Source organism: Nemorincola caseinilytica (assembly GCF_039540515.1).
GTDB classification, from domain to species: Bacteria; Bacteroidota; Bacteroidia; order Chitinophagales; family Chitinophagaceae; genus Nemorincola; species Nemorincola caseinilytica.
Genome location: NZ_BAABFA010000008.1, coordinates 376,899 through 393,415 on the forward strand (window position 1 = coordinate 376,899; position 16,517 = coordinate 393,415).

8 protein-coding genes and 1 pseudogene are annotated in these 16,517 nt (G+C 53.1%); 4 read left to right on the forward strand and 5 right to left on the reverse strand.

Annotation, left to right across the window (positions count from 1 at the left end; translation table 11 throughout):
• Positions 1-187 precede the first annotated feature (187 nt).
• The 5 genes from ABD843_RS06515 to ABD843_RS06535 form a co-directional block, all read right to left on the reverse strand.
• Positions 188-3,910, reverse strand: coding sequence for a DUF7948 domain-containing protein (locus ABD843_RS06515; protein WP_345080301.1), 3,723 nt, complete (start codon positions 3,908-3,910; stop codon positions 188-190).
• A gap of 334 nt (positions 3,911-4,244) precedes the next feature.
• Positions 4,245-4,805, reverse strand: coding sequence for a GNAT family N-acetyltransferase (locus ABD843_RS06520; protein ID WP_345080305.1), 561 nt, complete (start codon positions 4,803-4,805; stop codon positions 4,245-4,247).
• Positions 4,806-4,962: 157 nt separating this feature from the next.
• Positions 4,963-7,821 (reverse strand): excinuclease ABC subunit UvrA, encoded by a 2,859-nt coding sequence (uvrA, locus tag ABD843_RS06525; protein WP_345080308.1) that lies wholly within the window; start codon positions 7,819-7,821, stop codon positions 4,963-4,965.
• Positions 7,822-8,212: 391 nt separating this feature from the next.
• The gene (locus ABD843_RS06530; protein ID WP_345080312.1) at positions 8,213-8,815 is read right to left on the reverse strand and encodes a rhomboid family intramembrane serine protease; all 603 of its coding nucleotides are present in this window, start codon (positions 8,813-8,815) and stop codon (positions 8,213-8,215) included.
• Between the two features lie 15 nt (positions 8,816-8,830).
• A complete protein-coding gene (locus ABD843_RS06535) occupies positions 8,831-9,856 on the reverse strand; it encodes a DUF2167 domain-containing protein (RefSeq protein WP_345080315.1) in 1,026 nt (341 codons plus the stop codon).
• A 149-nt stretch (positions 9,857-10,005) separates the two neighbouring features.
• On the opposite strand from ABD843_RS06535, the gene ABD843_RS06540 reads away from it, so the two are divergent.
• The 4 genes and pseudogenes from ABD843_RS06540 to ABD843_RS16385 form a co-directional block, all read left to right on the forward strand.
• Positions 10,006-11,553 carry a DNA polymerase Y family protein gene (locus tag ABD843_RS06540; RefSeq protein WP_345080318.1) on the forward strand — a complete coding sequence of 516 codons (1,548 nt, stop codon included), beginning with the start codon at positions 10,006-10,008 and terminating at the stop codon, positions 11,551-11,553.
• 185 nt (positions 11,554-11,738) lie between these two features.
• Positions 11,739-12,812, forward strand: coding sequence for a PA0069 family radical SAM protein (locus ABD843_RS06545; RefSeq protein ID WP_345080321.1), 1,074 nt, complete (start codon positions 11,739-11,741; stop codon positions 12,810-12,812).
• 3 nt (positions 12,813-12,815) lie between these two features.
• Positions 12,816-13,337, forward strand: a complete 522-nt coding sequence (locus tag ABD843_RS06550) for a DUF488 domain-containing protein (protein ID WP_345080323.1) — start codon at positions 12,816-12,818, stop codon at positions 13,335-13,337.
• 1,713 nt (positions 13,338-15,050) lie between these two features.
• Positions 15,051-15,818 (forward strand): annotated as a pseudogene (locus ABD843_RS16385) (Ig-like domain-containing protein); the annotation flags it as partial.
• Between the last annotated feature and the right edge of the window lie 699 nt (positions 15,819-16,517).

Genomic DNA, 16,517 nt, shown 5'->3' on the forward strand with positions numbered 1-16,517 from the left:
GGCCCTTATTCATTATGGTGGTAAGCGACCGTCCTATGGTAGCACACAGCGGATGTATGGGGGCAAAAAGGATGTAGATAGTATCTCCCTCTTCTTCGGAGAGGGGGCAGGGGAGAGGTACAGTCTATACACAAAAAGAACGCCCGGCACAAAGCCGGGCGTTTCGGTAGTCTTGTTAGTGCTTGAATTACTTCTCTACAGAGAACCTGATGGTCTTGCTGAGGCCATCGGTGCTCAGCTGCAGCATATATATACCGGGCGTCAGGTCGCTCAGGCCTACTGCTTTGGTGAAAGCGCCGTTCTGCACCTGTACCTGGTCGCGCAGTACCACCTGGCCTACGGCATTTACCACAGCTATAGAAAGCACGTTCACATCTGCACCGGCTATGCTGCCCTTCAGGGTGAAGGTGCCCGTGTTGGGGTTGGGGAATACCTCTATGCTGCTCAGTTCTGGTGCCACACCTGCAACTGCAGTGTTAGGATGCACTACCAGTACATTGCTTCTGCCTATTGCAGGCGTTACGCAAGACATGGTAGGTGTGATGGTGAGCGATATGGTATCGTATACCGTCACATTGTGCAGTGTATAGGTAGTATTGGTAGCGCCGGGTATATCGCTTCCGTTGCGCATCCACTGGTAGCCCGGTGCTATGCCCGCATTGTATACCGCCGATGTGAATACCACGCTGTCATGCGGGTTCACCGATACGCCGGGGTTGGCAAATATATATACCATCAGCTCGTTCGCTATCACATTCATCTTTATGGGGTTGCTTACGGCCACGGCAGGTGCAGGGCAGTCTGCATCGCTTGTCATCTCGCATGTGATGATATTGCCATCGGTGAGCGAGGACGATGCCCATGTGGTAGACAGTGCGCCTACTACAGGCATGCCGTTCACCTTCCACTGGAACAGGGGTGATACACCCGAATTGAACGGCATGGAAGAGAAATTCACCAGTGTGCCGCCGCATATAGTATCGTTGGGCGTTACCGATATGGTGATGCCCGTAGGTGTGTTAGGCGTCACGGTCACATTTATGGTAGTGGCCAGCGATACGCAGCCATCTACAGTATCTGTTACAGAGTATATACCTGCGTTGGCAGCGCTCAGCGGGCTTACTGTGGGGTTCTGCAGGGCAGAGGAGAAGCCCGCAGGGCCTGTCCATGCATAAGTGGCTGTGGTCACTATACCAGTATCGGCAAAGAGGTAGAGGGTGCCGCCATTACAGTTCACGGTGCTGGCCGCGGCTACCGGTGCGGGTGGTGTGGTGTTGTTCACCACTACGTTCACGGTGTTCACATTGGCAGGGCAGCCATTATGCGTGGTGGTAAGGGTGTATACGCCGGCATCGGTAAGGGTCATGCCCGGGCGGGTAGTGCTGGCCGTGGCTGCCGCGAAACCACCCGGGCCGCTCCACGAATAGCTGGAGATAGACCATGTGGCCGTACCGCTCAGCGCCAGTGTATTGCCTACGCATACGGGGCTGTTCGATGTAATGGTCACAGCGGGCAGTGCTGCCACAATAGCTATGTTCTTGAAGTTGTCGGGAGAGATGTATGCAGGTGCCGTGCCTGTTATGCGTATGCGGTAACCCGTACCTGCCGGTGTGCCCGCAGGTATGGTGCAGGTGATATTGCCCGATGTGGACGATACTGCCGTACCTATATTAACAGGGGCAGCAAAGCTGCCTGCAGCATTAGAAAGCTGTGCGGTGAAGGTATTGCCCGCCCTGAAGTTGATGTTCACAGCATAGGGCAGCGTCAGCGTACCGCCTGCGCATATCAGTGTATCTATATAAGGCTGGTTGATGAGGGCGAAAGTATCTATCCGGAACTTGGTAAGGAAGGCATCGTATGCGCCGCCGCCATAGGCCGTTTGTGCTGCGCCTGCAGTGGCTATGCCTGTGATGTTGGCCGTACGGCCTGCCATCAGTATATCGCCGCCGGTGCCGCATATTATGCCCAGTGCATGGTCGTTGACCGCATTGCCGAAATACGATCCCCATATCTTCTGGCCCAGCGTAGATGTATATTTTGCCGAGAACGCATCGAAGTTGCCGCCGATAGTGGTCTGTAGTGCGCCGGGAGTGGCTATGCCTGTAGTGCTAAGCGTACCGCCTGCAACTACCAAATGGCCCAGAGGATCAAGGCAAATGCTTTCTGCATAGTCCAGGTCGGGGCCGCCTATATAGGTGCTCCACCTGCGTACACCCGCAGTGGTGAACTGCGCTACAAAGCCATCCTGCGTACCGCCGCCATAGGTGGTCTGCTGTGCATTGGTGCTGGCTATGCCTGATGTGCTAGTGGTATAGCCCACAATGCCCAGGTCGCCGGTAGCGGTGCGGCATACCATCTGCACGCCCTGATCGGTACCGGGGCCGCCGAAGTAAGTACCCCATGAGCGGGTAGTACCTGTAGTGTTCAGCATACCTATAAAGGCGTCGTTGGCGCCGCTGAGTGCGGCCTGGTGTGCGCCCGCTGTGGCTATGTTGGTTATACTGGTGGTCTGGCCGGTAATGTATACGTTATTGGTAGCATCGCAGGCCACAGAGTAGCCCTCATCCACCCCGGTACCGCCATAGTAGGTAGAGAACATGATGGTACCCGTACCCGAAGGACCGTTGAACTTGGCCACAAAGGCATCGGCAGAGCCGCTGCGCGCCGCCTGGAACACACCAGCAGTGGCTATCAGCGTAGCGCTCTCGGTACGGCCGGTGATATATACGTTGTTCGCCGGGTCTAGCGTTATGCCATTTATGTAGTCGTTGCCGGGACCACCATAGTAGGTGCTCCACTGCCTGGCGCCATTGTTGTTTATCTTGAAGATAAAGCCGTCTATGAGACCGCTGTTGGCGCCACGGTAGGCGCCGCCTGTGGCAAGGCCCGCAGAGCCTGTGGTAGAGCCGCCTAGGTATATGGCCGCTGCTGTACCGTCTGTGGCCAGGCAGGTGCCACGGTCGTTGCCGGTACCACCAAAGTAGGTGGTGAACTGGCGTACGCCGTTCTGGTCGTACTTCGATATGAAGGCATCATAGTTGCCCCCGAATACAGTGCTGTATGGGGCATTGGGCATACCGATGGTAAAGCCCAGACCCGTAGATGCGGTATAACCGCCTATGTATACGTTATTGCCCGGGCTCACCTTTACGCAGGTGGCCACATCTTCATTGGCACCGCCAAAGTAGGTAGACCACTGTATCACAGGGTCTATCACCAGTGTACCATTGTGTTTGGCAGCATGGAAGCTCAGTACATTGCCATTCAGCCTGAAGTTGGCGGCTATGGCCTTGCCTGTGGCATGCTCATATGCTATGGGTCTTTTCTCCTGTATACGGCCCATGGGCGTAGCTGCAGCTATGCCGCCGTCGGCCGTCAGGCGCAGCGAGGTAGCGCCATCATATTTCAGCTTTATAAGGCTTGCATCTGCACCGGGGCGCACTACGAAGTCGTACTCTACATTATCGCCCTTTATATACAATACCCAATCTATACCGGGGTATACGTTCTGATAAGTGACCTTGCCGAAGGAGTGCGCGGTGATGCCGTTGGCGCCCGCAGTGTAGTATTGCTCGTAGTATTCTTTGGCATCGCTGGCCACTACTTTTGCATGAGGGTCGGTGCCTAGGAGTGTTACACCCATACGGTAGGTCTTGAACACTGGTATCTCGGCCTTAGGGTCTACCAGCTTCCTGAACTGGTAGTGCAGTTGACCATTGCCTATATAAAGGTTCATACCCGGAGTGGACATCTTATATTGAATGGCAGTAAGCGGTTTGCCGTTATTGTCTACAAGCTGGCCTTTGTTCTCTATGAAAGACAAGGGTTTTTGCAGGTCCTGGCCCGCTACCGGTACGGCATTCTTTGCCAGGGCAGACAAAGACAGGATACAGCCCATGGAAAGGGCCATGCATTTTGTACCACTCAAATACATATATAGGTATTTTTAGTTTAAAATATACAGACTGCAAAATAAGAAATATAATTGGCATTTTCTATCGATATGCCAAAAACCGCAAAAGGGCCGCAGAATGCAGCCGATGGTACAGTATAAAGGAGTAGGAAAGACTACTGCATGTTGCCGGAAAAGACCGTGGACGGAGCTTCGGGGACATGTTTCGTTCTGGTTCTGCACACATATACTGTTGTATATGCTACAAAGATGAGCCAGGGCATTATTTTCAAATAGCGGAGCGTAAGTAAGGGGATAACTTGGAATATATATAGCACAATAATTGTGCCAACTATCCCTTGAGCGGCGTGAGGATGGCAAAGCAGGCCGTATCGTAGAATACTCCCTCATAGAAATAGTTCTCGCGCTGGTAGCCCTCCTGTACAAAGCCGCAACGCTCCAGCACCCTCTGCGATGCCGTATTGCCCGGGTCTATATTGGCCTCTATGGTATGCAGCCCCATGGTGCCGAAGCCATAGTTCAACACGGCTGTCAGGGCCTCCTGCATCAGGCCACGGCCCTGGTACTGTGTCATTAGTGCATAACCCAGCTCGCCGCGGTAGTGCTCCTTCATAAGGCGCCATATGGCGGTGGTGCCTATCATCTTTGTTCTGTCCTCTCGCAGGCAAATACCCCACGATATGCAGTCGTTGCTGTCTATAGTGCCGTCTACGCGGTCTATGAAGGCTATTGCCTCGTCCATATTGGCGCATATAGGGCGTTTCACATACTCCATCATCTGCGCATCGCTGCGAATAAAGAGTATCTCAGGCGCGTCGGCATGCGTCACCCGGCGCAGCACCAGCCGCTCTGTAACAAGCTCGGGAAAGGGTGTGAAGTTAACGGTAAGCATAGTGTGTCAAAAATAGGGAAAGCGTATTTCATGCAAAGACATACTTCAGTTCGTTTGCCGATCACAGATCGGTTCTTTTATGGGACACGGGTCGGCCATCGCGCTGGGCCACGCCCCAGACCCGCGCCAGTGGGAAATAGGGTATTGTGCCGCATTCTTACAGGTACTTGCCCGTGTAACTCTCTTTTACCTTCCTTAGGCCCGCCGGTGGACCTTCGTAAAGCACATAGCCGCCGCCTATGCCGCCTTCGGGGCCTATGTCTATCACATGGTCGGCGCACTTTATCACATCGGTATTGTGCTCTATCACCAGTATAGAGTGTCCCTGTTCTATAAGCGCATCGAAAGAGCCCAGCAGCTTGCTGATGTCGTGGAAATGCAGGCCTGTGGTAGGCTCGTCGAAGATGAAGAGCACCTTGTCCTTTGCCTTGCCCTTACCCAGGAAGGACGCCAGTTTCACACGCTGTGCCTCGCCACCGCTAAGGGTGTCGCTACTCTGGCCCAGCTTCACATAGCCCAGGCCTACATCGGTAAGGGGCTGCAGGGCCGTGGCCAGCTTCTTCTCTTCGGCAAAGAATGCTATGGCCTGGTCTACGCTCATCTCCAGCACATCGTATACGCTCTTGCCACGGTAGGTCACTTCCAGCACCTCTTCCTTGAAACGCTTGCCCTTGCACGATTCGCACAGCAGGTGCACATCGGCCAGGAACTGCATCTCTACTATCACTTCGCCCTCGCCCTTGCAGGTATCACAGCGGCCGCCATCGGTATTGAAGGAGAAATGTTTTTCCTCGAAGCCGCGTATTTTTGCCAGTGGTTGCCTGGCATACAGCTTGCGTATCTCGTCGTATGCTTTTATATAGGTCACCGGGTTGCTGCGCGACGACTTCCCTATCGGGTTCTGGTCCACCATCTCTACCTGTGCTATATTGCCCAGGTCGCCCGATAGACTTTTGTATATACCCGGCCTGTCGGTACCCTCGCCATAGTGTTTCATAAGGGCAGGGTAGAGGGTCTGTTTTATAAGGGTGGTCTTGCCACTGCCGCTCACGCCTGTTACCACGCACAGCACGTTCAGCGGTATGTCCACGCTTATGTTCTTCAGGTTGTTCTGGCGGCAGCCTTCTATGCGTATCTTGCCTGTAGGCTTGCGCACTATGGCGGGCGCTTTTACCGACAGTGTGCCGCTCAGGTATTTGCCTGTCAGGCTGGCCTCGTTCGCCATCAGTTCCTTGTAGTGACCCGTGGCCACTACCTCGCCGCCCAGGTGGCTGGCCAGCGGACCCATGTCTATGATGTGGTCGGCATCGCGCATCATCATTTCGTCATGCTCCACCACTACCACGGTATTGCCCAGATCGCGCAGGGAGCGCAGCACACCTATCAGGCGCTCGGTATCGCGGCTGTGCAGCCCTATGCTGGGCTCGTCAAGTATGTATAGCGAATCGGTAAGATTGCTGCCCAGGAACTTGGTAAGCTGTATGCGCTGGCTCTCCCCACCCGATAGGGTATTGGCCAGGCGGCTCAGGGTCAGGTAGCTAAGGCCCACATCCAGCAGGGTCTTCATGCGCTGGTTCACTTCTATCAGTATGCGCTTGGCTATGGTGGCATCGTGCTCGCTCAGCCGCAGGTCATTGAGCCATACGGCCAGTTCATCGGCGGGCTTTACCATCAGGTCTGCTATGGGTGTGCCTGCCACCCTCACATACAGTGCCTCTTTGCGCAGGCGGCTGCCCCTGCACTCGGGGCAGGTAGTGCGCCCTCGATAGCGGGCCTGCATCACGCGGTATTGCACCTTGTACAGGTTCTGCTCTACCATTCCAAAGAAGTCGTCTATACCGTTCACACGGTCGTTGCCGCGCCACAGCAACTCATATTCTGCGGCAGACAGATCGGCCACAGGCTTGTGTATAGGGAAGTCGTAGCGCGAGGCGCTGCGTATGAACGCCTGCTGCCATTCGCTCATCTTCTCTCCGCGCCAGCAGGCCACTGCTCCATCGTATATGCTTAGTGTTTTGTCGGGTATCACCAGGTCCTCGTCTATGCCCAGCACCTGTCCGAAGCCCTCGCACTTGGGGCATGCGCCATAGGGATTGTTGAACGAGAACATATTGGGCGTAGGCTCGTCGAATATCATGCCATCGGCCTCAAAGCGGTTGTTGAACGTATGTATGTCCTTGCCGTTCACTTCCACATGGCATTCGCCCTCGCTTTCGTAAAAGGCGGTCTGTATACTATCGGCCAGGCGGTGCAGGTCATCCTCGTCGGGCTGTTCCTTCACTACTATACGGTCTATCAGCAGGTACACCTTATGCTTGCCGGCCGATACCGTGCCTGCCAGTACATCTTCTATGCGCAGTGGGCGCTCGTCCACGGCAGGTACATATATCCTGCTGAAGCCCTTCTGCAGCAGTATGTTCAGCTCTTCCTCCAGCGTACGCTTGTAGCGCAGCACCAGCGGCACTATGAACTGCACCTTTGCGCCTACGGGCAGTGTGCCTACAAAGTCCACTACATCTGTCACCGTATCTTTCTTTACTTCCCTGCCGCTTATGGGCGAAAAGGTCTTGCCTATGCGGGCATACAGCAGGCGTAGGTAGTCATATATCTCCGTCATACTGCCCACGGTGCTGCGCGGGGTGCGTGTGGTCACCTTCTGCTCTATGGCTATGGCAGGGCATATGCCGTGTATGTGGTCCACATCGGGCTTGTCCATACGCATCAGGAACTGGCGTGCATATGCGCTCAGGCTTTCGGCATAGCGGCGCTGGCCTTCGGCAAAGAGTGTATCCATCGTCAGCGACGACTTGCCGCTGCCGCTCACGCCCGTCACTACCACCAGCTTATTGCGGGGTATGGATACATCCACATTCTTCAGGTTGTGCATGCGCGCACCCTTTATGAATATGCTGTCCTCTGTAGTGTTGTGTATGCTGCTGTCTGCCACCGGTGCGGCTGCTGTCTTCGTCCTTGCCGCCTTTGCGGGTCTGGCGGCCTTTGTTTTCTTTTCTGCCATAAATACTCCGGCCACAAATTTACGGGGGAATAGGCAGGCCCGGATGTTATTCCTCTTTTTTCTGCACTTGTTGCAATTTTTCTATATCAGATCGGTCTTGAAGACGGCCTGTAGATATTCTATGAAGCAGTCTATTAAATGCTCGTCAAAAAAATGTTCATGGCCTATAATACAGGATGCGTATAGAATTATCAGGCCTGGGCTTTTTCATATCTTCTTCGGTAAGGCCATAGGAATGAATGATCATTTCATGAAGATTCCTGAGGCGCTCCAACGGAGTTATAGAGGCCCAATAATTTATCAGTTCTTCTTCCTGCTCTTTAACGGATGCAAAAACGCGCACTTTAGTTTTTCGCATATTGTAAAGTTACACCAATATACTGTAGCCATATCACAGAAAATGCGGCTTTGCTATCCGTTCCAGGAATATACTGAGCGACCTCGGCTCTGCCAATAGTGTGAATGCCAGCCCGTAAAGCGCTCCCCACAGGTGTATGCCATGGCCTATCAGGCCGCCGCCCCTGCGGTCCATATAGTAGGAGTATATAAGGTAGCCCACCGCGAATACTATGAACGGTATGGGAATGATAAATTTGAGGTAAATGAGCTCCCACGGTGCGAACAGCACTACCGAGAACATGATGGCCGCCACCGCCCCGCTGGCTCCGCATGCCCGGTATTGTGGGTTGTTCTTCTGTTTCACATACTCGTCTATGCCCGATAGCACCAGCGCCGATACATAGAACAGCAGGAACTGTACCTCTGAGAAAATGCGCCCCTCCAGCGCCTTGCCGAAGAAGTAGAGCGTAAGCATATTGAATATCAGGTGCCCCAGGTCGGCATGCACGAAGCCCACCGATACGAAACGGAAGAGCTCCTGCCTGTCGCGGTGCATGATATAGGGGTTGAAGCAGAGCTTGTCGAATACTTCTGGTCTGTTGAAAGCGGTAAAAGATATGATGCAGGTAAGTACAATGATACTGATGGTGAGCATGCTCTATTCTGTTGTTCAGGAGTTATTGTTGCTGTCGGGCGTGTGCGGTTCGGTGTGTTCCTGTATGGCCACGGCCTCTGCCGGGGCAGGTTCGTAAGCAGGTGCTTCTTCTTCCTTCTTCTTGCGCGAGAACAGGCCGCCCAGCTTCTTGCGGAATGCTGCAAAACCGCCGAATACGGCCAGCAGTATCAGTTTTATGTTCTTCAGCAGCAGCACCAGCAGGCCGGTCTTGGCTATGAGCTTGCCTGCTATCAGGCCGCCTATGGTATAGGCCGCCACTTTGTCTACCGATGGGTTGAAGTCCTTGTACTTGTTGCCATCGGTGAAAACGGCCATCTTCACTATGCTGGGTATATGTGTGTTTATGTCGGCCAGTTGGTCTATGGTGCCCACGGCATTCATGCTCAGTATGCCCTTGCGGCCCAGTATGCGCACATCATAGTTCAGCGTCAGTTGTTCTTCGCCGGTGAATTTCAGTTTTTTGGCCCAGTGCAGTACTTTGTTGTCCTTGTCGTAGTAGGGTTTTGCGGCCCAGTCCAGCAGGTGTATCTCGGGGTAGCCCTCTTTCACGCGCTCCTTGTTTATCTCTATCTCCGACTCCTGTATCTCTTTCAGCAGGTCGTCATAGTTTATCTTGTCGGCATCCTCGTCCTTCACATAGCCGTCCTCGTCATAGCTCACTATGAAGGCCCATGCTCCCAGTTCCGATACTTTGTAATCGTTCTTCACCACCATACCCAGCACATCGTCGCGCTCGGGGTTGCCCCACAGGTCGTGCAGTATCATCTGGGCCTTGTCGGCGGGTATGTATTTATAGCCCGCGGGCAGGTTCAGCTCGGCTATATCCTTTACCGGCACCTTGCCATACTGGTAGGCTATGGTCTTGTCTATCGAGTCCAGTATGGTGCGTACCATCATCTCTTGCAGCATACTGCTGTCTACGGCAGCATCATCTATGGCTTTCTGGGCTTGTGTGGTACCGGCCAGCAGTAGCATCATGGCTACAAGGGCCGCATGGCGTATGGGGCGTAACATATTCATAAGGTGGATATTTGGGCAGGCAAGATATGTATTCCGGTACATATATAGAGGTATTTTTTGCCTGTGGAGATATTTTCATGTCAATGATTGTCAAAAAATGTGACAATTTATTTGTCAAATAATTAGGAAATATGCTTTAATTTAGCCCTGTGAAAGGCGCAAAAGACTATTTCAGCAATTCTACAGGCACCAAAAAAGAGCCGCTTGTCATGTATGTTGACATGAATTGCTATTTTGCCAGTTGCGAGCAGCAGCGCAACCCCCAATGGCGGGGCAAGCCGCTGGGGGTGGTCACCTACAATAGCTATGACCCCGCCGTGATAGCGGCCTCTATAGAGGCCAAGCAGTATGGCATCAGGTCGGGTATGAGGTATCGCGAATGCCTGGCCCTCTGCCCGCAGCTCATCACTACGCCTACCAACCCAGCATGGTACCGGCAGGTACATGTGGACATAATGGCCATTCTGCGCCGATACTGCGATGATGTGATACCCAAAAGCATAGATGAAGCGGTATGCAACTTTCATTCCTATGCCCTGGTATATAAAGACATAAGGCCCATAGCCATGCAGGTAAAGGCCGATATAGCTGCCCGGTACGACTGGCTCAGGTGCAGCATAGGCATAGCGCCCAATAGTTTCCTGGCCAAGGTAGGTACCGAACTGCAAAAGCCCGATGGCCTGCAGCTAATAACCGAAGACAACATAGACGAGCAACTGGGCAAGATGAAGCTGCAGGGCCTGCCCGGTATAGCTGCCCGCAATGAGCGCCGCCTGAATATGATAGGCATTCGCACACCGGTAGAGATGCGGCATGCATCGCCCGCACTGCTGCGCAAGGCCTTTGGAGGCGTAGTGGGGGAGTACTGGTACAAGCGCCTCAACTTTGGAGAGGTGGACATGTATAGCCGGGCCGAGAACCGCACCATGAGTGCTACCCGTACCATGAGCAGCGAGCAGAGCCGTGACCGGCAACAACTGGAGTCGATGATCATATCGTTGTGTACAAGGCTGGAGCAGCGTATGGTCACCAGCGACATTTTTTGCCGCGAGGTCTGTTTCTCTATCAGGTATCGCGATGACACCCGGTGGGATACCGCCATAAAGCTGGCCGAACCCGTGCAGGATGCCATGGAAATGCGCAGCTACATATTGCAGCGCATGGCCGAATTCGAGCGCAGCCGGGGCATAGGTACCCTGCTTACCGATAAGGTCACCAATCTCACAGTGGCCATACAGGGGTTCATAAGCGGCCAGGTGATGCAGTACAGCCTTTTCGACAACAGGCTCAGGAAGGATACGCTGCGGAAAGTGATATACAAGATAAAGGACGAGTACGACCAGAAGAACATAGTGCGCAAAGGGGCCGAGCTGCTGAACCCCTTTGTGCTGAAGGATGCCGTGGGCTTTGGCTCTGTACGCGACCTGGGCGATATAAAGGGCAACATAAAGAACAAGCACATGCTGGAAGAGGACAAGCAGAAGGATGACCCCTATGTGCGGAAGATAAAGCAAAAGCCGCCACCGCCGCCGCCCAGGGAAGAAGACCCCTATTGCGATGTGCCGCCACCAGACCTTGTAACAGGCGAGGAGCAATACCTGAGCCTTGCCGCCATGCACAAGGCCATCACCGGCAAGCAGCGTACCGACCAGGACAAGGACCTGCAACGCTGGAAGAACAAAGCACTGGGGATATAAATTTCAGATCCCAAAGAACAAATTCCAAATATCAAAGAACAAATTCCAAATCCCAAAGAACGAATTCCAAATATCAAAGAACAAATTCCAAACTCAACTACAGGCAGTTCCTATAATGACCATCTACTATGTACTATCTACTACCTACTCAATTCATAACTCATAATTCATAACTCATAATTCAAATGATAAACCAGCAGGCCAACGACAGATTCGAGAAGGGAAGAGGGGCGCAGTACAACCCCAGGAACAGGTTCCTGAAAGGGGAGTATGTGCAGGAGCACAGCGAGGCCATAGACGATTGGGAGGCCGAAAAACGGCATACCGAATACATCTTCGACAACAGCAAGACACTGGTGAACAAAGTGACCAGCCCCGATGTGGGCATGATGTACTCTGCCAATCCCTACCAGGGGTGCGAGCATGGCTGTATCTATTGCTATGCGCGCAACAGCCATGAGTATTGGGGCTATAGTGCAGGTGTGGATTTCGAGAGCCGCATAGTGGTGAAGCGCAATGCACCCGCACTGCTGCGTAAATTCTTCGACAATAAGAACTGGCAGCCTGCCACCATATCGCTAAGCGGCAATACCGACTGCTACCAGCCCATAGAGCGCAAGATGAAGATAACCCGTGCCCTGCTGGAGATATGCCTGGAGTACCGCAACCCCGTGGGCATCATTACCAAGAACGCACTGGTGCTGCGCGACCTGGACATACTAAAGGAACTGGCAAAGCTGAACCTGGTACGGGTGTTCTCTTCCATCACCTCGCTGGATGAGGACCTGCGGCAGGTGCTGGAGCCACGCACGGCCTCTTACCGCTCGCGGCTGAAGGTGGTAAAGACCCTTACCGATGCGGGTATACCTACCGGTATCATGAACGCGCCTCTCATACCCGGCCTCAACGATATGCATATGCACGATGTGCTGAAGGCCGCCAGCGAGGCAGGGGCCAAATGGGCGGGGTACACCATAGTACGGCTCAACGGTGCCATAGGCGATATATTCAAAGACTGGCTGTTCAAAGCCTTCCCCGACCGGGCAGATAAGGTATGGAACCAGATATGCGAGTGCCATGGCGGCACGGTGAACGACAGCCGCTTTGGCAACCGTATGGTGGGCGATGGCAAGTTCGCCGAGCTGATACGCGACCAGTTCCAGCTCTATTGCCGCAAGTTCCACATCAATGAAACGCATATGGACATGAACACATCCGCCTTCAGGCGGGTGAGCAACAAGCAGCTATCCCTTTTCTAGATCATGGCTTTACCCATCTATACCATAGGGCATTCCACGCATTCGCATCAGCACTTTCTGTGGCTGTTGCAGCAGGCGGGTGTCAACTGCCTTGTGGATGTACGGAGCATTGCCGCCAGCGCTTACAACCCGCAATACAACAAGGTCGCATTAAGGAACTTCCTCATTACCAATGGTATACACTACCTGCACTTCGGGGCCGAGTTCGGCGCGAGGCGTACAGAACCCCATCTGCTCGACGAGCGGGGCAAGCTATGTATGGAGAAGGTAACTACCGGCGAGCTCTTCCTGGCAGGGGTAGCGCGGTTGCAGAAGGGTATGGCCCTTGGATACATTATAGCACTTATGTGCGCCGAGGCCGACCCATCGCATTGCCACAGGTTTCATATGATATCGGTATACCTTGCCGGGCAGGGTATAGATGTGCGGCACATATTCAAAGAAGGCGCAATTGTGCCCCATTCTGCTTTGGTATGTTCTATGGCACACAAGAGTGATAAGGGTAAGCAGGCCCATATTTTCTGACCAAAACATTATATTGTTTCTTATGTATTGTTGCCCCTGAATTATTTTTTTGGCCCGCTCCCAACCCTTGCATTTATTTACCTGTCTCTACAATACTATACGGTTTTATGATATAATAAGGATCTTAATAATGTACTACTGTAGAATTTTTTTAAAATAAAAAAGATCCAAAACGGGTGAAGTAGACCAATATTTTATTATTTTTAAACGGTCCCGGTATAAATAACATTATCGAGTATGAAAAAACACTACGTTGTATTATTGGCATTTTTGGGCTCTTTGGTCTCTATGTCCTCTTATGCTCAAATAGTTGGTACTAACTGCTTTGTGCAGGGTACGTTCCTTGACATAGGTATGAACAGGAACGCTTCTTTCGGCGCATGTAATGGTAATGGGGCGATACCGGCCACATACCATAGGCATGAGCTCACAGGGGCACCACCCACTGGTACCAACCTGGCCGAGACCTACGATTATGGCCATAATGGCTGGGCTACAGGTGCACCTGTGTTCATGGGCGACTATACTTATCCCGGTTCTCCGTTCGAAGGTTGGGAGATACAGATAGGTACTGCCCGCTCACAGGCGTTCCAGAACTGCGGTGGTACGTTCACCAACGTAGGCGGCGCAACGATGACCGGCAACCATACTGCCTATTCCAGCGCGGGCGGCGTGGCCCGTGGTGTATGGGACGGTACCTTCACCAGTGCGGGTGGCAACCTGGCCATACGCCAGACCACCGCTGTAGAGGTGAGCGGTTCTGCAGTGATAGTGACCACTGTACTGCGCAATACCGGCGCAGCAGCTACAGGCAATGTATACTACATGCGCTCCTGCGACCCCGATAACGACCAGACATGGCCCGGCGGCGGTTTCTGGACCACTAACCAGATAGTACACCAGAACGAAGATGCCCGCCACAGGGTGCTGGTATCATCGCGCGGTGCTACAGGTGCTGCTTCTTATATGTCCCTGGGTACCAAGGACTGCCGCGCCAGGTGCTGCATATACGATTCTTGGCCTATGACGTCCGCTGCACCGCTCGACCAGCTGTGGGCAGGCACATATACACCTGCGTCCATCACATACGGTCCTATAGGTGCTACCAGGGACAATGACATAGCCATAGCGCTTACTTACAACCTCGGTTCCATACCTGCAGGCGACAGTACTATAATATCTTACGCCTACATATTCAATGGCAACCTGGGTATAGACAGCGCATTCCCCGACCCACAGATAGTGGTGAACGGTGTTCCCAAAATATCATGGGCTCCTCCTACTCCCAACTATGATACTTTCGATTTCTGTCAGTTCCCGGGTCTTACATCGATACCGGTAAGTATACTGAATGCTACTACCAAGAACTGGAGCTGGAGCAAATGGACATGGTCTCCGGGTCTTGGCCTTTCAGCCACTACCGGTACGAATGTCACTATATCTACACCCGGTCTTCCTACTTCTATCACCTACACCATCACAGGTACCGATAGTGCTACGGGCATGTATTCCTGCCATAAGAAGGTCTTCTATCTTACCATATTGACGTGTAACAGGGCCGAGGCGAATTCGCCATGCGAGGGCGATACCCTTTGGGTAAATGCCCCGGGCGATTCTACCGGTGCTACATACCAATGGTATGGCCCTGCGCCTTATTCGGCTACACCGTTCGCCACTACACAAAAAACATTCCGTTTCCCTGCTACAGCGGGCATGTCCGGAACTTACAGGGTCATCAAGACAGTGGCCGGTGTACCTGATACCTCTTATGTAGCGGTCACTATCAGGCACAAGCCTGTTGTATCGGCAACAAGTAATGCTCCACTATGCATAGGTGCGGCCAATACGCTTTCGCTTACAGCTACCTGCGATTCGCCGGGGGTTACCTATAGCTGGAGCCGAACGCCACCGTCATTCTCCTCTTCGTCCCCCACGCCTACTATATCGGGCTTCACTGTTTCCGATACCGGTGTATACCGTGTTATAGTCACGTCATGGTTCGGATGTAAGGACACTGCATCTACACATGTTACCCTCGTGCCATTGCCATCGCCACCGGTAGTTACGGCTGTTACGCCATATTGCGTAGGCGATGCATTTGTTCCCTTTGCAGTATCGGGCCTGGTAACGCCGGGCGGCAGCGTACTATGGTACACTTCACCAACGGGTGGTGTAGGCAGCGCTACTGCTCCTGTTATAAATACCGCTATCGCCGGTACCTACAAGGTATACTTCAGCCAGATAGTGGGAAGCTGCGAGAGTTTGAGGGATTCTGTAACAGTAGTTGTTAACCCTGCTCCTGCGGCAATAGGTGGTACTACAGGTGTTTGCCAGTACCATACTACTACCCTTAGCGATGCTACTTCCGGCGGTACATGGACCAGCAGTAATCCTGCTATAGCATCTATAGGTTCGTCTACAGGTATCGTTACAGGTCACCTGCCCGGTACAGTTACTATCAGCTATACACTGCCTACATCGTGCCGTACTACAACTATAGTAACAGTACATGGTAAACCCCTGCCACCTGTGGTGCCTGAGGTTCGCCCATGCCAGTTCAAGCCTGTAGGCGTCCTCTCTGTTACAGTTACCGGTCCCGGTTATACTACTACATGGTATGGTCCGGGTGTTACACCTCCATTGTCTTTCCCCGGTGGTACCAGCTCTATAATGCCATCTACCGATAGCGCCGGTGTCACTACATACTACGTTACCCAGACATCGCCATTCGGATGCGTGAGCGATAGCGCGGCATTCCCTGTACGCATAGTGCCAGAGCCGCATATGCCTATACCACACGATACCAGCTACTGTCAGCACGATCCTCTTGTTGCACCGGTGCTTGCATTTGGCGATAGCCTAAGGTGGTATACTTCGCTTACTGCACCCGCCGGTACCGGTTCGTTCACAGCACCTGTGCCATCTGTAGAGAACCCCGGTGTCACCACATATTATGTGACGCAGGAGATAACAGGTTGTGAAAGTCCCAAGGTGCCTGTAAATGTGACCGTACTGTACAAGCCTGAGTTCAAGATAATACCTGAGCGCGACTGGGTATGCCAGTTCGATTCGCTGACATTCACAAATACAGCGCCTGCAGGCATGGTCGATCCGGGTTATGTATGGCAGTTGCCCGTAGGCTCGGCCTTCGTGAACGGTACCAATGCCACTGACCCCAGC